The sequence below is a fragment of the candidate division KSB1 bacterium genome, assembly GCA_034506255.1.
GTDB lineage: Bacteria > Zhuqueibacterota > Zhuqueibacteria > Zhuqueibacterales > Zhuqueibacteraceae > Coneutiohabitans > Coneutiohabitans thermophilus.
In genome coordinates, this window is the sequence record JAPDPX010000006.1 from 189,789 (window position 1) to 208,831 (window position 19,043).

14 protein-coding genes are annotated in these 19,043 nt (G+C 61.2%); 11 read left to right on the forward strand and 3 right to left on the reverse strand.

All coding sequences use genetic code 11. The features are described 5' to 3' along the window. Window positions 1-20: 20 nt before the first annotated feature. From rpoN to ONB52_13865, 11 genes are all read left to right on the forward strand, one after another. Window positions 21-1,484: an RNA polymerase factor sigma-54 gene (gene rpoN / locus ONB52_13815; protein ID MDZ7417212.1), complete on the forward strand. Its 1,464-nt coding sequence runs from the start codon at window positions 21-23 to the stop codon at window positions 1,482-1,484. 50 nt (window positions 1,485-1,534) lie between these two features. Continuing rightward, complete coding sequence (hslV, locus tag ONB52_13820; protein MDZ7417213.1) at window positions 1,535-2,080, forward strand: ATP-dependent protease subunit HslV; 546 nt, start codon at window positions 1,535-1,537, stop codon at window positions 2,078-2,080. Window positions 2,081-2,090: 10 nt separating this feature from the next. Continuing rightward, window positions 2,091-3,515: an ATP-dependent protease ATPase subunit HslU gene (gene hslU, locus ONB52_13825; GenBank protein ID MDZ7417214.1), complete on the forward strand. Its 1,425-nt coding sequence runs from the start codon at window positions 2,091-2,093 to the stop codon at window positions 3,513-3,515. Between the two features lie 24 nt (window positions 3,516-3,539). Further along, a complete protein-coding gene (argF, locus tag ONB52_13830) occupies window positions 3,540-4,460 on the forward strand; it encodes an ornithine carbamoyltransferase (GenBank protein MDZ7417215.1) in 921 nt (306 codons plus the stop codon). Next, window positions 4,457-5,455: a GNAT family N-acetyltransferase gene (locus ONB52_13835; protein MDZ7417216.1), complete on the forward strand. Its 999-nt coding sequence runs from the start codon at window positions 4,457-4,459 to the stop codon at window positions 5,453-5,455. The genes argF and ONB52_13835 overlap by 4 nt, the downstream gene beginning before the upstream one ends. Window positions 5,456-6,171: 716 nt before the next feature. Then, on the forward strand, window positions 6,172-7,278 hold the full coding sequence (locus ONB52_13840; protein ID MDZ7417217.1) for a glycosyltransferase: 1,107 nt from the start codon (window positions 6,172-6,174) through the stop codon (window positions 7,276-7,278). Next, window positions 7,256-8,368 (forward strand): glycosyltransferase, encoded by a 1,113-nt coding sequence (locus ONB52_13845; GenBank protein ID MDZ7417218.1) that lies wholly within the window; start codon window positions 7,256-7,258, stop codon window positions 8,366-8,368. The genes ONB52_13840 and ONB52_13845 overlap by 23 nt, the downstream gene beginning before the upstream one ends. A gap of 119 nt (window positions 8,369-8,487) precedes the next feature. Beyond that, complete coding sequence (locus ONB52_13850; protein MDZ7417219.1) at window positions 8,488-9,639, forward strand: glycosyltransferase family 9 protein; 1,152 nt, start codon at window positions 8,488-8,490, stop codon at window positions 9,637-9,639. A gap of 12 nt (window positions 9,640-9,651) precedes the next feature. After that, complete coding sequence (fdhD, locus tag ONB52_13855; GenBank protein ID MDZ7417220.1) at window positions 9,652-10,476, forward strand: formate dehydrogenase accessory sulfurtransferase FdhD; 825 nt, start codon at window positions 9,652-9,654, stop codon at window positions 10,474-10,476. 33 nt (window positions 10,477-10,509) lie between these two features. Beyond that, a complete protein-coding gene (locus tag ONB52_13860) occupies window positions 10,510-11,619 on the forward strand; it encodes a DUF3524 domain-containing protein (GenBank protein MDZ7417221.1) in 1,110 nt (369 codons plus the stop codon). Window positions 11,620-12,101: 482 nt separating this feature from the next. After that, the gene (locus ONB52_13865; GenBank protein ID MDZ7417222.1) at window positions 12,102-14,783 is read left to right on the forward strand and encodes a T9SS type A sorting domain-containing protein; all 2,682 of its coding nucleotides are present in this window, start codon (window positions 12,102-12,104) and stop codon (window positions 14,781-14,783) included. A gap of 1,136 nt (window positions 14,784-15,919) precedes the next feature. Here ONB52_13865 and ONB52_13870 read toward each other — a convergent pair. The 3 genes from ONB52_13870 to ONB52_13880 all read right to left on the reverse strand — a co-directional run bounded on the left by ONB52_13870 (window position 15,920) and on the right by ONB52_13880 (window position 18,950). Then, complete coding sequence (locus ONB52_13870; GenBank protein MDZ7417223.1) at window positions 15,920-16,708, reverse strand: hypothetical protein; 789 nt, start codon at window positions 16,706-16,708, stop codon at window positions 15,920-15,922. Window positions 16,709-16,806: 98 nt separating this feature from the next. Beyond that, a complete protein-coding gene (locus tag ONB52_13875; GenBank protein MDZ7417224.1) occupies window positions 16,807-17,697 on the reverse strand; it encodes a carboxypeptidase-like regulatory domain-containing protein in 891 nt (296 codons plus the stop codon). A 23-nt stretch (window positions 17,698-17,720) separates the two neighbouring features. Next, window positions 17,721-18,950, reverse strand: coding sequence for a T9SS type A sorting domain-containing protein (locus ONB52_13880; protein ID MDZ7417225.1), 1,230 nt, complete (start codon window positions 18,948-18,950; stop codon window positions 17,721-17,723). Window positions 18,951-19,043 lie beyond the last annotated feature (93 nt).

Sequence of the window (19,043 nt, forward strand, 5' to 3'; positions counted from 1 at the left end):
ATTTCGGAGAAGCGTGTGACATGTTGAATTTATCCCAAAAGCTGAGCCAGCAGCTTCGGCAATCACCGCAGCAGGTCCTGCTGTCCTCCCTGCTGCAATTGCCGACCGTCATGCTCGAGCAAAAGCTGCGCATGGAGCTCGAACAGAATCCCCTGCTCGAAGTCGTCGACGACATGGAAATGGAAACCGAACAGGAGCAGGAGGAGGAGATGACACTCGAGCAGAAGGAAGAGGAGCCACCCGAGGCGGAGAGCGAGGCCGCCATGGAGGAAGCTGAATCCGAAAAGGAGGAGATCGAGAAAGACGACGTGGACTGGGAGGCGATTCTGGGCGACGAGGAAAATTACGAATACCGCGCCCCGCGCGACAACAGCGTGGAGGTGTACGAGCAGCAGGAGGCCTCGCCCGAGACCCTGCCCGAGCACCTGCTCACCCAGTTGCACATGCAGCGGCTGAGCGAGGAGGAAATCACCATTGGTGAATACCTGATCTGGAACATCAACGAGGACGGCTACCTGGCCTGTTCGGTGGAACTGGTGGCGCAGAATCTCGGCACCACTGTCGAAAAAGTCGAGGCTGTGCTGCGCCAGATTCAACGGTTTGACCCGGTCGGCATCGCGGCGCGCAATCTGCAGGAATGCCTGTTGATCCAGCTCGAGGACAAACTCCCGCGCCACGAGCTGGCCATCAGAATCATCCGGGAGTGCTTCGACGATTTTACCAACAAACGTTTCGAAAAAATCGCGAAAAAGCTGGAGGTGAGCCTGGATGACATCAAGGAGGCGATGGAGGAAATCACCCAGCTCAACCCCAAGCCCGGCGAGGGTTATTTTTCGGCGCAGGACAATGCCATTGTGCCCGATCTGACAGTGGAGCGCGACGGCGATGGTTTCCGCATCATTCTGCATGATTCCAACGTGCCGCATCTGCGCATCAACAACCGCTACAAGGAAATTTTGCTGAAAAACGCCAAAAACCGGCAGCAGGCGCGCGAGGCGCGCGAATTCGTGAAGAAGCGGCTGGAATCGGCGCGCTGGCTGATCAACTCCATCCATCAGCGCCGGCTCACCATTTTGCGGGTGATGGAGGCGATCGTGCAGAAACAGCGCGAGTTCTTTGAGCACGGCAAGCAATACATCAAGCCGATGATCCTGAAGGACATTGCCGACGAGATCGGCATGGACATCTCGACCGTCTCGCGCGTGACCAACGGCAAGTACGTGCAAACCGAGCACGGCGTGTTCGAATTGAAATACTTCTTCAGCGAGGGCCTGAAATCCGATGACGGCGATGAGGTCTCCAACCGCCGCATCAAGCAGCGCATCCAGGAAATCATCAATGCCGAGGATCCCAGCAAGCCGCTCAACGACCAGACCATCGCCAACATTCTCAAGCGCGAGAATTTCAACGTGGCGCGGCGCACGGTGGCAAAATACCGCGAGCAGATGATGATTCCGGTTTCACGCCTGCGCCGGAAGATCTGAGACCGCCGGCCGGGCCCGGGCAGACCACCTTCATCACACAAAGGGCAGCCATGTTTCCCGTGATCCACGCCACCACGATCCTGGGCGTCCGCCACAAAAACAGTTGTGCCCTGGCGGGCGACGGGCAGGTCACCTATGGTGACACCATTCTCAAAATGAACGCGCGCAAAATCCGCCGCCTGTACAAAGACTCGGTGCTGGTGGGCTTCGCCGGCGCGGCGGCGGATGCCTTTGCGTTGTTCGAGAAATTTGAAGAGCGCCTGGAGAAATTCCGCGGCAACCTCAGCCGTGCCGCCGTCGAACTGGCGAAGGAATGGCGTACCGACCGCTATCTGCGCCGCCTGGAGGCGCAACTGGTGGTCATGGACAAGGACAAGACCTTCGTGATTTCCGGCACCGGCGACGTGATCGAGCCCGATGACGGCATCATCGCCATCGGTTCCGGCGGCGGCTATGCCATGGCGGCCGCACGCGCCCTGGTGCGCTATTCCAACCTGTCGGCGCGGGAAATCGTGGAGGAGGCGATGATGCTGGCCGCCGACATCTGCATTTACACCAACAAGAGCCTCGTGATTGAAGAACTCAACTATGGATAATGCCACGGTAATGTCACCTGCCCGTGCGCAGGAAGAAATGGCCCCGCTCACGCCGCGGCAAATCGTGGCGGAGCTGGACAAGTATATCATCGGCCAGGATCGGGCGAAGCGTTCGGTGGCGATCGCGCTGCGCAACCGCTGGCGCCGGCAGCACGTGCCGGAGAGTCTGCGCGAAGAGATCATGCCGAACAACATCATTCTCATCGGCCCCACCGGCGTGGGCAAGACCGAAATCGCGCGCCGGCTGTCGCGCCTGGCCAAGGCCCCCTTCATCAAGGTCGAAGCCTCCAAGTTCACCGAAGTCGGCTACGTCGGCCGCGATGTCGAATCCATCATCCGCGACCTCACCGACCTGGCGGTGGCGATGGTACGCTCCGAGAAAACCGCGGCGGTGCAGGAACAGGCGGAGAAGCTGGCCACCGAACGGCTGCTCGATCTGCTGCTCCCCAACCTGCGGCCGCGGCGCAAGGCGGCTGCCGCGCGCGACCACAACGAACAGGGCGAGGACAGCGCCGCCGGCGAGGAGGAAAGCGACAGCGAGCTGGAGCAGCGGCGGCAGCGCACGCGCGACAAAATGCGCGAACAACTGCTCGCCGGCAAACTCGAAGAGCGCATGGTCGAGCTCGACGTCGCCGCCGACAGCATGCCGATGATGCAGGTGATTTCGCCCATCGGCGTCGAAGAGCTGGGCATCAATCTGCAGGACCTGGTGGGCAACATGCTGCCCAAAAAAATGAAGCGCCGCAAAATGACGGTGGCGGAGGCACGCACCCATCTCATCCAGGAGGAGGCCAACAAGCTCATCGACATGGATCAAGTGGTGAAGGAGGCCATCGCGCGCGTGGAAAACAGCGGCATCGTTTTCCTCGATGAAATCGACAAGGTGGCGGGCAGCAAAAACACCGTCGGCCCGGACGTCTCGCGCGAGGGCGTACAGCGTGACCTGCTGCCGGTGGTGGAGGGCACAAACGTCTTCACCAAATACGGCATGGTGCGCACCGATCACGTGCTGTTCATCGCCAGCGGCGCCTTTCACATCTCCAAACCTTCCGATCTCATCCCCGAACTGCAGGGCCGCTTCCCGATTCGCGTCGAGCTGGAAAGCCTGACGGCCGACGATTTTGTCCGCATTCTGACCGAGCCGAAAAATGCCCTGCTCAAGCAGTACACCGCCCTGCTCGCCACCGAGGGCGTGGAGCTGGAATTCGAAAAGCAGGCGGTGCGGGAGATTGCGGAGACGGCGCATCGCGTCAATGAAAAAACGGAAAACATCGGCGCCCGGCGGCTGCACACCGTCCTGAGCGCCCTGTTGGAAGACATTCTCTTCGAAGTGCCCGAAACCAAAACCGGCAAGATCACCATCACTGCCGACATGGTGCGCGAGACCTTCAAGAAAATCAGCGAGGATCCGGATTACAGCCGCTACATTCTTTAGGGTATCCAACCATCGGGACTGCACATGAAACGGGATTTTCTCAGTATTGCCGACTGGTCCACCGAGGAAATTTGGTCGTTGTTCACGCTCGCGCGCGAGCTCAAAGCCAAACAGAAGGCGGGGGTGCCACACGCCCTCCTGCCGGGCAAGACGCTGGGCATGCTGTTCATGAAACCTTCAACACGCACGCGCGTGTCGTTCGAGGTCGGCATGTTTCAGCTCGGCGGCCACGCCCTTTACCTCTCCCCCAACGAAATCGGCCTGGGCAAACGCGAAGCCGTGGCCGATGTGGCACGCGTCCTGTCCCGATATGTCGACGGTCTGATGGCCCGGCTGTTCGATCATGAGCATCTGCTCGAGCTGGCGCAATATGCCAGCGTGCCGGTGATCAACGGCCTCACCGATTTGCTCCACCCCTGCCAGATTCTGGGCGACATGCTGACGATCCTGGAGCAGCGCGGCCATTTCGATGATCTGGTGGTGGCCTACATCGGCGACGGCAACAACGTCGCCAATTCCTGGGTCAACATGGCCAGCAAGATTCCGCTGACCTTCCGCATCGCCTGTCCGGAGGGCTACGAACCGAATGCCGCGATCGTGGCGCGTGCCCGTGCCGCCAACGTGGGCCGCATCGAGATCGTGCGCGAACCGGCGGCGGCCGCGGCCGGCGCCGACATTCTCTATACCGATGTGTGGGCCAGCATGGGCCAGGAGGCCGAGGCGGAACACCGGCGCCGGGTGTTCAAAAATTATGTCATCGACAGCCGGTTGCTGGCCCTCGCCAAGCCGGGGGCGAAATTCATGCACTGCCTGCCGGCGCATCGCGGCGAAGAGGTGACCCACGAAGTCATGGAAAGCCCGGCTTCGATCATTTTCGACCAGGCGGAAAATCGTCTGCATATTCAAAAAGCCCTGCTCGTCACCCTGATGGGTGATCGCCAATGAGTGCCGTGCCTGGGCCAACGCCGGCCGGCCGGGCTGCCCTCACGCTTGTGCGCTATGACGAAGGCCACCGGCAGCTTTGGGACGCCTTCATCCCGCATTCCAATCAAGGCACGCTGTTTCACACACGTGCCTTTTTAGCTTATCACCCTGCCGGCCGTTTTGTTGATGCTTCGCTGCTCTTCTTCAAACACAACGAACTCTGCGCCGTCCTGCCCGCCGCGCTCGACCCGCACACCGGCCGCAATGTGCTGCGTTCACATCCCGGCGCCTCATTTGGCGGCCCGGCCACCGCTGCCGCCCTCGGCGTGCAGGAATGCGACCGCCTGGTGACACTGTTGCTGGAGCACTGCCGCCGGCAGGGCTATGCCGGCGTCGAGATCACTTTGCCACCGCCGGTCTATTTCAGCCATCCCAACAACCATCTCGACTATGTGTTGTGGCGTCACGGTTTCCGCTATCGCAAGCGGGAGGTCACCAGCATCATTCCCGCCGACCCGCCCGCCGGGCTGTTGCCGCGCGAATTCCACCGCGCCGTGCGGCGGGCGCAAAGACGCGGGGTGACGATTCAGGAGAGTGACGATTTTCCCGCCTTTCATGCCCATTTGCGGAACCACATGCTGGCGCGCCATCACGTCGAGCCGACGCATTCGCTGGCGGACCTGCAGTGCCTGCGCCGGCTGCTGCCCGGACAGCTCCGACTCTTCACCGCCTGCCTGGGTGCGGAGATGATTGCCGGAACCCTGCTTTTCCTGTGCAATCCCCGCGCGGCGCTGGCCTTCTATTATCTCAGCCATCGCGAGGGCTTTCGGCAATATCACGGCTTTGAGTTGCTGATGTTCGAAGTTTTGCGCTGGTGCCGCGCACAAGGTCTGCGCGCGCTCGATTTCGGCACGTTTACTTTGAACTCCGAACCCAATTGGGGACTGGCAAACTTCAAAGAGAGTTTCGGCGCGCAGGGCATCTTCCGGGACACGCTGTATCTGGAATTGGGCTAGTGCACTCTTACGTTGATTTTTGCAGCCCAGACCCCTCGTGGTCGCTGCTGAAGTAGCAAAAATTCATTTTTGAACAGCCGCCCGCGAGGGGCGGGGACTGCAGAATTCAGGTTTACAGTTCACCAGGAATTTCCCAGGGTGGTGCTGCTCGCTGCAGCCTTTCGCCTCCTGCGGCTCTCTGCCGGCGCAACCGCCTGCGAGTGTCAATCCGAATGTTCTCCCCGGCTCAGCCGGCGTTCCGCAATGCCGGGTGTCATGAAGATTCCGAGGATTTTCAGACGTGGGCCAAGCTGCTGCAGAAATATTCCCGCCACCAGCCATGCGTTCGGACAGACATCAGACCCACGACCGGAGGCCTCTCGAACCGGCTGATTTTTCTCTGGCATTTTGCCGGCCGTTGTTTAGATTTCACTGGCCATTACGCACGACCACGGGTGCCGACCGCATTTTCAAAGCGGAAGCGGTGCCTCTGATGGCTAGTCCTGTTGCAAAAATCTTCCCCCGACACGGGAGCTCACTCGCAGGTGCGGAATTTCCCCTGCCGCCGGGAGGCTGCCCGCAGCATGGCGCGAGGCCGCGGTTACGTGTGGGGGAAGGCAGCGCAGAGCTCATCTTGTCTGCAGGCAGGGATGCCTGCGCTCCCGAGGGATGACAGCATGACGAGGTGGAGAGCGGTGCTTGCGCCCAACCTCGATGCAGCAAAGCTTGCAGGTGACATGTCTTCCTGCCGACGCATTCTTCATCTTGCGCCGTTTAATACTTCGGGCGTGCCGATCACATGCGTGCGTGCCGAACGCCGGCTGGGCTGGCACAGCCGATTGATCACGTTCGGCCGTGATCCCCGCGGCTATGAAGAGGACGTGTGCCTGGAACTGCCGCTGCTGGATTTTGCCGGTTTGCGCTGGGCCAAGCGGTTGTTCTCTCATCCGGATCGTCTGCAGGTGAACAACACCCGCCACATCACGCGCTCCGGCCCGCCGCAGTGGCAGCCGCACACCCGTGCGGAGCAATGGTTGCTCCAGTTGCGGGAATGGCTGTGGACGCCGGCAATCCAGCGTGCCCTGGCGGCGGTGGATTTTTGGAATTTCGATGTCTATCAGTTCGACGGCGGCATGGAATTTTACCGTGACGGCCGGCTGGTGCGCGAGCTCAAACGCCGCGGCAAAACCATCATCTGCCTCTACACCGGCTCGGATTTGCGCACGCGCGGTCTGGTGCCGGCAGTGGACCGCCAGGCCGATCTCCGGCTGACGCTGGAATTCGACCATCTCCTGCTCGATCCCAGCCTGCATCATCTTTTCTTCCCGTTCGAATTCGAGCGTTATGTCGTGCAGCCGGCGAAATCTTCGGGCCCGCTGGTCATCGGCCATGCGCCCACCAATCGCCATGCCAAGGGCAGCGAGTTGATCATCGCCGCGGTGCAAAGCCTGGCCGGCGAATTTCCCGTGCGTTTGGAGTTGATCGAGGGGATGCCGCATGCCGAAGCCATGCGGCGCAAAGCAGCGTGCGATATTTTCATCGACAATCTGGGCGAGCTGGGCTACGGCGTCAACGCGATCGAGGCCCTGGCGCTCGGCATCTGCACCTGCACCAGCTTGATGCCCGATTTCAGCGCGCGCTATCCTGATCACGGCTTCGTCGAAATCACGGCGCAGAATCTCGTCGAAAAACTGCGCTGGCTCTGCCGGCACCCGGATGAGCGCATGCGCCTGGCGCGGGCAGGCCGCGCCTGGGCGCTGGCACATCATGGCGCGCAGGCCGTGGTACAACATATTCATCACCTTCTGCACAGGCAGCAGCATGCGCATTCTGTTCATCAATAGCATTCGCATGTTCGGCGGCGGCGAGGTGTGGATGCTGCGCACGCTGCAGGCGCTCGCGGCCGCCGGCCATCAGGTGTGGTTGTGTTGCCGGCCGGCCACGGCGCTGGCGGCGTGCGCCGCCGCCCGGGGCATACCACTCAAGCTGCTGTCCTTCCGCAGCGATTTCGATCCTCTGCAGCTCTGCCAGTTGGCATGCTGGATGAAACGGCATGACTTCGACGTGGTGCTGACCAACATGGACAAGGAGCTGCGTCTGGGCGGTCTGGCGGCACGGCTGGCGGGGGTGCCTGCCATCATTCCGCGGCGCGGGATTGATTATCCGCTCAAGAATCGCTGGCGCTACCGCTTTGCATACAATGTGCTGGCCACGCATGTGCTCGCCAATTCCCAAGCCACCAAGGCCGCCCTTTTGCGCCATGCGCCCTGGCTGGCGCCGGAGCGCATCAGCGTGATCTACAACGGCATCGATCCGGCGGAATTTGCCGCCGCCGACGGCACCAGCCTGCGAAAAAAATGGCAGCTTCCCGCCGACGCGCCCGTGCTCGGCTTCGTCGGGCAGTTGGACGAGCGCAAAGGCCTCACGGTGCTGCTGGCGGCGTTCGCGAAAATTTTGCCGCAGGTGCCGGCGGCGCGACTGGTGCTGGTTGGCGAAGGCCCGTTGCGCACCATGATCGAGAGCGAACGACAGCGCCAGGGCTGGCAGCAACATCTGCTGCTTGCCGGCTTCGTTGACGACATTCCCGCCGTGATGGCGGCGATCGATGTGCTGCTGCTGCCTTCGTTTTGGGAGGGTTTCGGTTTGGTGTTGATCGAAGCCATGGCCGCGGGCAAACCGGTCATCACGACGAACATCAGCAGCATGCCCGAGATCGTCGAGCACGGCCTCACCGGTTTTCTCCTTCCGCCCGGTGATGCCGGCGCCCTGGCCGCGCACGCCTGTGCCTTGCTGCAGGATGGCGAACAGCGACGCGCCATGGGAGAAGCCGCGCGCCGGCGCGTGGCCGGGAAATTCTCCCACGCCCTGATGATGCAACAATTGGAAACCCTGTTTGCGCGGGAGGCCCGGCGCAAAACCTGGCGCCGCCGCTGAGAGGCGCACCGGGAGTCTGAGACTGGCCGAAGGTGACCGCCGTGAAACTGGCGGGGAAGTTGAATGCCGGAATCATTGCCCATCAGTCTGTGTCCGTCCAAAACCGGAGAGTCCATACCGTGCATTGGTGGAATCGCTTCGAGCAATTCTGCAAACGCCGCGGCCTGGCGCTGCTGGAAAAGTGGCTGGCCGTCGAGGAGCTGGCGCCGGAGCAGGTTGCGCGCGCGGCACTGCGCCGCATTCTGGTGATCCGGCAACACGATTACCTCGGCGATTTCCTGCTGGCGACACCGGTGTTGCGCGCCCTGCGTGAGCATTTTCCCCATGCGCATCTCGGCGTGCTGGTGCGCCGCTACACCGCCGAGGTGGCCCGTCACAATCAATATGTCGACGAAGTGCTGGTGTTTGAAGAGCACGGCTGGAATTGGACGCCCGCCCGCCTCCGGCGGCTGTGGCGCCAGCTTCGGCAGGGATGGGATTTGGCGATCGTTCTGAACACGGTTTCCCATTCGCTCACCAGCGATGTGCTGGCCCGCTTCAGCCGGGCACGCTATTGTCTGGGCAGTGCGGAGCGGGTGTTTCCCGGCTGTTCCCGCAACTTCTTTTATCATCTCAGCGCGCCCCCGGCCGCCGGGCGGCGTCATCAAACCGACCGCAATCTCGACATCGTGCGGGTGCTCGGCATCGACACCTCCGATCACCGTGAAGTGATGACGCTCACGCCGGCAGACCGTGCCTTCGCCGCCGGGTTTCTGGCACGCCACGGGATTTCTCCCACGGAGCGCATTGTGGCGCTGCATCTCGGCGCCGGCAAGCGCGACAACCGCTGGCCGCCGGAGAAGTTCGCCGCAGTGGCCAATGCGCTGCATCGTGATTATCGCGTGCGGCTGCTGGCGGCCTGGGGGCCGCAGGAGGGCGCGCTGGGCGAGGCCTTCCTGCGCCGACTGGCGTTCTCGCCCGTCGTGGTGAAGAATGTCTCGCTGCGGCAATTGGCGGCGCTGCTGGCGGCGGCCGATGGTTACGTGTGCAACGACACCGGTGTCATGCACGTGGGCGCAGCGGTGGGCGTGCCGCTGGTGGCGATCTTCGGGCCCACCGATCCCGCCTTGTGGAAACCACCGGGCGAAAAATTCATTGCACTGCGCGGCCACAACGGCGAATGCGCCAATGTCGAACCGGAACAGGTGCTGCACGCCTTGTTGCGGCTGGTGTCCCCCCCGCTGCCAGCGCGTGACGAACATGCGGCAGCCGTGATGGTCACACCGAGCTGAGCGGAGAGAATCATGTCGGAAGCGATCAAAACCTTCGCGGTCCACCGGCTCAGCCGCGGCCGGCTGCACGCGGCCAGCGATCACCTGGTGGTCGAAGAGCCGCTGGAGATTCGTTTGAATGGCCGGCCGCTGGCCGTGGTGATGCGCACACCCGGCGAGGATTTCGATCTCGCCCGCGGCTTTCTGCTGTCGGAGGGTTTGCTCGGCAGCGCTGACGGCCGCTGCCCGCCGCTGCCCGACATCGATTGGGCGTGCGATGAATTCGGCCTGCCGATTCCGAACGTGGTGGACTGTTCGCTCGCAGCGCTGTCCGCCGGGGCGATTGCGGCGGCACAACGCCGCTTCTATGCCACCTCGAGCTGCGGTATTTGCGGCCGCACCTCGCTGGAACGGGTTTTTCTGCAGGCGCCCGCCCTGCAGCGTCATTTCACCATCACCGCAGCGGCGCTCAACCAACTGCCCGTCAGGCTGGCTGCCGCGCAATCGCATTTTACCCGCACCGGCGGCCTGCATGCCGCGGCTTTGTTTTCCACCGCCGGCGAGCTGGTCAAAGTGTGCGAGGATATCGGCCGCCACAATGCGGTGGACAAGGCGCTGGGCTGGGCGCTGTCGCAGGGGCTTTATCCGCTCGCTGATTTCGGACTGCTGGTGAGCGGCCGGCTGAGTTTTGAAATGGTGCAGAAAGCGCTGCTGGCAGGCATTTCCCTGGTGGCGGCGATCAGCGCCGCCTCTTCGCTGGCCGTGGAACTGGCCGGCAAAACAGGCATGGCGCTCGCCGGTTTCGTGCGCGGCGGGCAGGCAGTGATTTACCACGGCCACGAGCGGATCACCCGCTGACGACCGCACTCAACAACGGCGGAGCGTGCACTCGTGAACATCGTCTTCATTGAAACCTTCTACGGCGGGTCGCACAAGGCCTTTCTCGATGGCTTGCTGCAATACAGCCGGCACAACATCATCCCCATCACCTTTCCCGCCCGTTTCTGGAAATGGCGCATGCGCACTTCGGCGCTTTACGTGGCGGAAACCTGCAGCGACGCGCTGCGCACCTGTGATCTCATCGTGGCAACAGACCTGATCAATCTCGCGGAATTGAAGGCGCTCACCGGCTATCGCTGCCCGGCGATTCTCTTTCTGCACGAAAATCAAATCACCTATCCCACCCCGGAGGGTGAAAAGCCGGAGATCGACCTGGGTCTGGTCAATCTCGTGTCGGCGCTCGCCGCCGATCTCTGCCTGTTCAATTCGCATTATCATCTGCGGGAGTTCGATCAGGCCTTGCGCCAGCTCGTGCTCACCATTCCGGAATTCGTGCCCGAGCATGCCCGCAGCCTGATCGCCGCCCAATCGCGGGTGGTGTACATGGGATTGAACATCTCCGACTTTCCCCATCCCCGCATCCCTATGAATCCCGTGCCCATCATCCTGTGGAATCATCGCTGGGAATTCGACAAGCAACCAGGCGTCTTTTTCAATGCCCTGTATCGTCTAATGGAAGATGGCATCGATTTCCGCGTGATTCTTCTGGGGGAAAACTTTCAAATGCATCCGCAGGAATTCCTCATCGCGCGCGAGCGGCTGGGCGACCGCATTCTCCGCTTCGGCTTCGTCGAAAGCATGGAAGACTATGTTCACTTTCTCTCGCGCTCGGACATCGTAGTGTCCACCGCCATTCAGGAGAATTTCGGGATTGCGGTGACCGAAGCGATGTATTGCCACGTGCTGCCGCTGCTGCCCAACCGCCTGAGCTATCCCGAAATCCTGCCGGCGCAATTTCATGACCAGTTTCTTTATGATTCGCCGGCGGAGATGGATCAAAAGCTCAGACACTTGCTGCGCGAGTACCGCAATCTCGACCAGGTGCGCCAGGAGTTGGCCGCGGCCATGGAAAAATTCACCTGGGCGAACCGCATCGACGAGTTCGACACCATCTTTGCGGAACTGGCGGCAAAGCCTCGCGCAACGCATCCGCCTCGCTGACAAGACCCCGTTCGCTGGTGATGTCTCCCGCCTCACCACGAAATCTGCCGGCACGGGTCCCGCCTTTTTACAAAACAGCACTCCCCTTGGTGGAGTTTGTGTTGATCATGTGACCACGCCGCCCATGCCTTCGTGACCAGCAGTCGCCGCCGCGAACCGGAGGTGCGCAGGGTTGCCCTCGCTCCGAACAGACGCGCATGCACACAGCGCGCACCGGCCGTGCGCCATTCCTGTCATTCCGGCAAAATTCAAACAAGCCCCGCCCGCGGCGTTACAATGCCTGCCACACCCCCGCCCTGCCGGCAGTTTGACACACTATTTGCATGAGTCTCCCGCCCTCATTGACATGCCTGCCAGGCAGCGTGGCCGGCCGGCAGGTTTAATCGTGATCGGGCAATGAATTAGCGTGGCACAAATACGCTTTTGTCACTGCTTGCCGGCTACGAAATCGAATTTCAACCTTGCTGTTTTTGGAGGATTCCATGCACAGATTATGGACAATCTTGATCGTGTCAGTGGTGGCCAGCGGCTTGCAAGCCGGGCCTTTCACTGCGCCGGCGAATTCGCCGCTGGCGCGCAAGGAACATCCACGGCTGTTTATCACCGCCGCGGGCGTGCCGGCGATGCGCAGCCGCATTCAGAATTACTACAAAAGTGATTTTCAGCAGTTCGTGAATGCGATGGACCAGCTTTACTCCGTTGCGGCCGGCAGCGGCAAACTGGCGGAGTGGAATGAGCTGTTCGGCGCGGCGCGCTCCTTCGCCCTGCTCTATCGCCTCGACCCGGCGACCGTGTCCGGCATCACCGCTGCTCACAGCCGCAGGGACTATGGTCAGAAGGCCCTCAGCCTGGGCCTGCACATTGCCCAGCGGCTGCCGGATGACTGGAACGAGGCCCATCATGGCTCCAAAAATCTCACCACGGCAGAAGGCGGCCTTGCCAGCCTGGCGCTGCAGGTGGTGTATGACTGGACTTTCGATCTGGCAACGCTGGAGCAACGGCGGCAACTGGCCGACCGTTTGATCACCTTGTGGAACAACCGCTATGATTCTCAAAAGGTCAAACTGGAAAACCATTATGCCGCCAATGCGCACGTCTATGCCGGCGCCCTGTGTTTCTATGGCGACACCGATCTCGGTGCCGCCTACACTACCAAAGCGCAGGCGATGATGGATTCGTTCGAAGACGTTTTTCTGCAGCGGCAATTGGGTGTGGCCGAACGCCTGTTCGAAGGCTCCAGCGACTGGGTCGAGGGCGACTCCTACAGCATGGATGGCTATGTCGGCATCATGCTGCTGGCGGCGGCCGCCGGCAGCGCGATGGGAGTGAACTATTTCGCCACCAACCCCTGGCTGCATTATGCGCCCTACTATCTCTACTATCACATGATACCGATGCCCTATCGGGGGCAGTACTATTTCAGTCAGCAAAACACCAGCACGGTGATGCCGTTTCGCGACTCAGCCACCTCAATGGTGATGAACATGTCCGCCGCCATGCTGCAGCAGGCCGATCCCAATCTCGCCGGCTTTGCCGCGTGGTTTTGTGAAAGAAGCCCGTATGGCCTCGACGTCGATCAGTATCAGTACTATGAAAGCCATCTATTCGACTTCTTTTACAAATTCGTGTTTGGCACGCGGCAGGTCGCCAAGAAATCGCCGGAGGAGGCCGGCATCCCGCTGAGCGTGCATCTCGGGCAGGGCCACGCCATGCGCTCGGATCACGGCGCCAACGACGCCACGCTCATCCAGTTCTACAGCCCCAAGTTTTGGTATGCCAACGGCCACAACGAGGAGGACATGGGCGCGCTCAATATTCACCGCTTTGGCCCGCTGGCGGTGAGTGCCGCCAACACCAAAAACGGCGGCACCGGAGTTCCGCGCGTGCAGAGCGACGGCAAAGGTCTGGCGCTCAACAACATTCTGGGTATTGCGGGCGACCGGGCGCTCAGCCCGGAGATGGGCGCAATCAACGACACGCATGACACCCCGGCCCATTTCGTCGACGGCGCCACTGCCCACATTGGCACGGTGGAGGCCCGCGTATCCGTTCCCGGCTGGCATGATTACATCAACTACGACTACACGCGCAGCTACAAGGGGGGCAGCAAGGCCGGCCTGGCACGGCGCGCAGTGGTTTATCTGCGCGGCCCGGTGAACCATGAATTCGTGGTGGTGATGGATCGCGTGCAGTCCGCGCAGGAAAAATACTTCGTGCTGCACACGGTGGGCGACGTGGCGGCAGTGGACGGCAGTTGGCAAAGCGCCGGCAGCGGCCACTGGACGGGCAGCGGTCGCACTTTCAAAGTGACCAACCGAATCGACAAGTCACACGGGCAGATGTATATCACCTCGGTTCTGCCGGCACAGGCGACGATCCACAAGTTCGGCGGCAGCGGTTATGAGTGGGTATGGGCCGACGGTTCGCGTCTCGACTACAGCGCCTCTGAATTCACCGAACTGGCCAGCTTCCTGCTCAGCGATCACACCCTGCAGATCCGCTCGGCGCAGGGCTTGTTCCTCACCGTGATGCAGCTCGGCGATGCCAACACCATGGGCCCACCGGCGGCAGTCGAAAATCTCTCCGGCGAGAGCTGCACCGGCGTGTTGCTGGAAGGCGAGCGCGCCGTCATTTTCAGCCGAACGGAAACGCGCCTCGGCAATTTCACCTACTCCTGCCGGAGCAACAAGACGGTGAAACATCTGCTGACCGAGTTGAAGCCCAACCGCAGCTACACAGTGAAGCGCGGCGGCACGCTGGTGGCGAGTGGCAACACCGACGCCGGCGGCACGATCGCCTTCTCCGACAATCCTGGTGGCGAGGGAACTTATAGCGTGGCTCTCGGCGGTGCCACAGCCGTGGAGCAGCACGATTCCGCCACCCTGCCACTCACGCTGCAGCTCGCCAATCATCCCAATCCGTTCAATCCGAGCACCACCCTCACCTTCACCCTGCCGCAGGCCGGTCCGGTTACACTGCGCATTTACAACCTTGCCGGCCAGCTCGTACGCACGTTGCTCGCGCGGGAGTTGCCGGCGGGCACGCATCAGGTGAGGTGGGATGGCACCGTCGAAGGTGGCCGCCGCGCTGCCAGCGGGGTTTATCTCGCCCGCATCGAGACCACAGCCGCGGTGGCGGAGAGCAAGCTGTTGCTGGCGAAATAATGCCCGTCTGCAATCATGCTGCCTTGTCCTGGCGCTCCGGCAACCGATCCAAACCTCAAAATGGCCCTGCGCCAAACGTTCTCCCAGGCCCGGCTCTGCCGGGGTTGGCATGTTCAGTGGGCGGACACGAAAAATCCATCAGCATGGGCTGGAATGGTCTACACTCATGTTGGTGGATTGCAAGTCTCTGCCGGCCACGCCAGAAGGCGAAACCGCAGGGGCTTCGCAAAGAGGAACCCTTCCGCCACGGTTTGATCGTGGTTCTATCTGAATTTTGCAGCAAAGGGCACAGTTAATTGTGATCGGTTGGGCACTCTGACTAAGCCCGCCAGGGGTGAAATGTTTATAGTCAATTCCAAGTTACCACCATTCTCAAACTCCGCAGGAGTGACATGTCGCACTTCGTTGATACACGCCTCGATTATTTGGCGAGAAGCACATTTCACTCCGACGGAGTTTTCAAAACCTAAACAGCGCACTGCTGCTATAAACAGCCCACTCCTAGCGGAGTTAAAAACAAAGCCAGCCGTGCAAAAAATTTTTTGCACTACCCAATGGGTGAATCAAAACAATTTCTGAACCGCTTGAATTGCGATTTTAGCCAACTTCGGTGCAAAATTCAGGTTCTATCTTGCGATCCTGTGAAGCTCTCTGCGGGACTGCCACGGCCAGGTCGTGGCAGATCAAAGAGGAACTGTATTGTGATCGCGAAGATTTTTGCACCACGAACCCCGCCAAAAGCACGAGGAAAAACTGGGTGGCTTGTCAAGGCCTCAGTTACGCGTGGGAAGGTGGCGCGGACATTATCATCATCTTGTCTGCAGGCAGGGATGCCTGCGCTACTCCAAACGTTACTGAGGGATTATGTGGCTTGTGAAATTTTTGTGGTGTCGAGGCTGGCTGTTTGGCAATTGCGGCAGGAAAATTCTTTGCGCCTCTCCTGCCTGGCGTGAGAGTTTTTGCTTTGCTTGAAAAGTTGATGCCGGTGTGCAGGGATGCCTGAGCTGCACAATCTTCGCGGTCGCGAATGTTTTTCCGGGCTGCCACTGCCCTGGCGTCGTTCCCGCACCAGTTGATCGGTCAGGGCCGTGGCGGTGATGAGGTTGACCACCTGGGCATCGAGAGTTACACAACCCTCAATGCAGCGCGCCAAACGGCACTTGCAGGGTAAATTTAAGCGATCGTGTCCCGGGCGAGGCAGCGGCCAGTGGCGAGGGGGCGGGCGAGAGCAACAGGAGATCCAGGATATTAATGGCGTAAATGCCGGCGGCTGAAACAAAGGCCGCATTGCGCAGCCGGTAGCGCTGATTGAAACGATCATAAGCCGCGGCGATGTCGGCCGGTGTGGCGGCGTTGCGATAACGATCATGCGCCTGCTCCTGCAACACCTGCAGGGCAAGCCCGGCGCCGAGCGCCAAGACGAAACCAGTGGTGTAAATCCAGCCGGCGGCGGGGCGACGCAAATGGCGCTGTCCCCACCCGGGCAACAGCAGCGAACGCCGCAAGCCGGCGAGGCGCTGATCTTTAACGACGATGTACTTGACCGTGGGGGTAGCGCTCACGATTCCCACACGATATTCATTCTTCACCTGCTCGAACAGCCGCACGATGCGGGGCGAAACCAGCAGGCTGTCGAGGGTCAAGCCGGGCTGCAGGGACAGCGCGCTTTCAAAATGCTGCCGCACTGCTGTCATGCGTTTCTGCACGAAACCGAGATATGCCATGAGCAGGTGAATCTGCACCAGATCGGCAGGCGAATACTCTTCCGCGCGCGCCAATGCCTGCCGGGCGAGGGCTTCGGCTTCCTCGAACTTGAGGCCGTCATAGGCGCGCTGGATCTCGACCACCTGCGGCAGCGATTCCTGCGCTGCCAGCGGTGCAAGTCCTGACAGCAGGATGGCAAGGAGAAGCGCTGTCTTCTTCATGCTGTGAAAGAAGTCTCGAATTTCCCGTGCGGCGCGCCAGAGTGCCTGTCTCAATGCCCCTCCCTCCGGCGGTCTTCGGTTGTTGATATTGAAACCCATTATGGCGAGAGCGGCTGCCGGATTTCAAGAATCGCGGCTTGGCGCTGCATCGGTTTTTTAAGATAACTCGCTCCCAGCTCATTCACCGCGGGCCCGAGATTGGCCAACAAAGCCGCGGGCGTGCCCTCTGGCTCCAGCCAGAGATAGGGGATCACCTCATACTTGCCCGCGGGCAGAGGCCGCAGTTGCGTTCCCTCCACCAGCAGTTGCCGGTGCACAGAATCATCGAAGCAGGGCATCAGGCGCTCGGTACCGTTGCCGGTGGGCGTGGAGCGCAAGGTGAACACCTGGCCGGTTTGAAGTTGCCGCAGCAAAACCGCACCCAGCGGCGCAAAGTCAACGCCGTCCGGGGGCACCGAGTCGATCAGCGGGTTGTAAACCAATGCACATCCGCTATCTGTCACCAGGCCGACCACGATCCGCAAAGAATCTTCCTCTGCCGGCCAGACGGCAGGCTCCACCCAGGTCATGATATTCACCACCCGCACCATGACGACGGGGTCGCGCAGCTTGCCGTCGCGGTCGATCCCCGCCTCGCCGTAGGCGAACTGGCCTTCCACAATCTTGACCGCCGCGGTGACCAGCTTGCAATTGGCGAGATAGAAATAAAGCGTGCCTTCTTCCACCACGCCCTGCCGGTTCTGCAGGGGCGGCAGTGCGAGAAGAAAGCTGCCGTCGCTGTCCGTGCGTGTGCTCCGATCATAACGATCCAGCCAGACAAAGACGCCGGCAGCCGCAGCACCGTTGCTGAACACCACCCGGCCCTGCACCTGGCGCTGGTCACGGATCTTGTCTTCGCCGCCGAAGGGGTTCCCGAGACAACCATTGAAGCTGAGAGCCAGGGCAGCCGCCAGCAGCAGCCTGGCGGCGCTGCGGTGACACAAAGTCATTGCTTCCTCCCGAATTTTGACTTTCACCGGCCGAGCTTGAGCAGCTTGTGCCGAAAAACGGTGTCGCCAGCCCGGATAGTGATGAAATAAAGGCCATCCTGCACCTGCTGACCGGTTTGATCTTTTCCATCCCACAGCACTTCGATGCCGGCGGCGCTGCCGGTGATCTGCCGGCGAAAGACGGTGGCGCCCAACAAATCATGCATGACCACGCTGGCCATGCCCGCCTTCTGCCCGGCGGTTTGCAACACGATTCTGACCGTTTGTGCAAAAGGATTGGGATAACTTCGCAAAACCGGCGACTGCGGCAGTTGCCGTTCAGTTGCCGCCACCGCGGTGAGAGGCTGAAATACTTCCACCGAGGCGAGCACATTGCCTTCGGCATCGCGGCCGCCCAGAACATAGATTTTCTCCCGGGCCACCACCGCGGCGTGCAGTTCGCGGGCCTGTATTAAAGGGATGCCGGAACGCCATTGATTGGTGTAATATTCGTAAAGCTCGACGGTCTCCGTGGCGCCATGTTGCGCGGCGCCGCCAAGGGTCCACAACTCGTTTTGAAAATTCACTGCAGCCATGCGCCCCCGCGGTGTGGGCATGTCAGCCCGCCGGCGGCTGCCGTCGGAGCTGTGATAACGCTCCAGAATGCCCACCGGCGCCAGCAACAGCCCGCCCACCGTGAAGATCGAATCGTTCAGCGTGGTCGCGGCGAGCCAGCCGCGCGGCGTGGAAAGCTGCCACCGGCTGGTTTGCCACTGGTTGAAGGCGGAGTGATAGTACTCGATGCTCTTGAGCGGGCTGGTGCCGTCATAACCGCCAATGGCAAACAGCGTGTCGTTGATCACCGCCACCGCAGCGCCCTCGCGGGCCACGCTCAGGGCGGGAAGCTGCTGCCATTGTCCGGTTTGTTCGTCGTAGAATTCCGCCGTCGCCAGCGCCTGCGAGCTGTCGCCGGCGCCGCCCACGATGTGTATGCGGCCGTGATAGACCACCGCGGCCGCGTTACAGCGGGGCGCGCGCAAATCCGCCGGAAAACGGGACCACACCCCGCTGAGGTAATCGAAGCTTTCCACCAACGCCAGCAGGGAATCCCCGGCATCGCGGCCACCCATGACGACAATCTGATTGTTCCAATGCACGGCGGTGATGCCATAGCGCGGCGAGGGCATGGGCTGATGCAGGACCCAGGTCTGCGCCGCAACCATTGGCGACAGCAGGAGCAGCCATCCCAACAACCAGTGCGTTGACCTTTTCATCTCCATGCCTGGCTCTCTTCGCAGATCAATTTGGCGGCCGGCCAAACAGTTTGCCCCGCCCGGGAGCACCAGCACTCCCCGCCGGCACATGAC

What these genes read in the sequence shown, in the direction of transcription:
- rpoN (MDZ7417212.1), top strand. Translation starts at nt 21, where the DNA reads ATGTTGAATTTATCCCAAAAGCTGAGCCAGCAGCTTCGGCAATCACCG.
- hslV (MDZ7417213.1), top strand. Translation starts at nt 1,535, where the DNA reads ATGTTTCCCGTGATCCACGCCACCACGATCCTGGGCGTCCGCCACAAA.
- hslU (MDZ7417214.1), top strand. Translation starts at nt 2,091, where the DNA reads ATGTCACCTGCCCGTGCGCAGGAAGAAATGGCCCCGCTCACGCCGCGG.
- argF (MDZ7417215.1), top strand. Translation starts at nt 3,540, where the DNA reads ATGAAACGGGATTTTCTCAGTATTGCCGACTGGTCCACCGAGGAAATT.
- ONB52_13835 (MDZ7417216.1), top strand. Translation starts at nt 4,457, where the DNA reads ATGAGTGCCGTGCCTGGGCCAACGCCGGCCGGCCGGGCTGCCCTCACG.
- ONB52_13840 (MDZ7417217.1), top strand. Translation starts at nt 6,172, where the DNA reads ATGTCTTCCTGCCGACGCATTCTTCATCTTGCGCCGTTTAATACTTCG.
- ONB52_13845 (MDZ7417218.1), top strand. Translation starts at nt 7,256, where the DNA reads ATGCGCATTCTGTTCATCAATAGCATTCGCATGTTCGGCGGCGGCGAG.
- fdhD (MDZ7417220.1), top strand. Translation starts at nt 9,652, where the DNA reads ATGTCGGAAGCGATCAAAACCTTCGCGGTCCACCGGCTCAGCCGCGGC.
- ONB52_13865 (MDZ7417222.1), top strand. Translation starts at nt 12,102, where the DNA reads ATGCACAGATTATGGACAATCTTGATCGTGTCAGTGGTGGCCAGCGGC.
- ONB52_13870 (MDZ7417223.1), bottom strand. Translation starts at nt 16,708, where the DNA reads ATGAAGAAGACAGCGCTTCTCCTTGCCATCCTGCTGTCAGGACTTGCA.
- ONB52_13875 (MDZ7417224.1), bottom strand. Translation starts at nt 17,697, where the DNA reads ATGACTTTGTGTCACCGCAGCGCCGCCAGGCTGCTGCTGGCGGCTGCC.
- ONB52_13880 (MDZ7417225.1), bottom strand. Translation starts at nt 18,950, where the DNA reads ATGAAAAGGTCAACGCACTGGTTGTTGGGATGGCTGCTCCTGCTGTCG.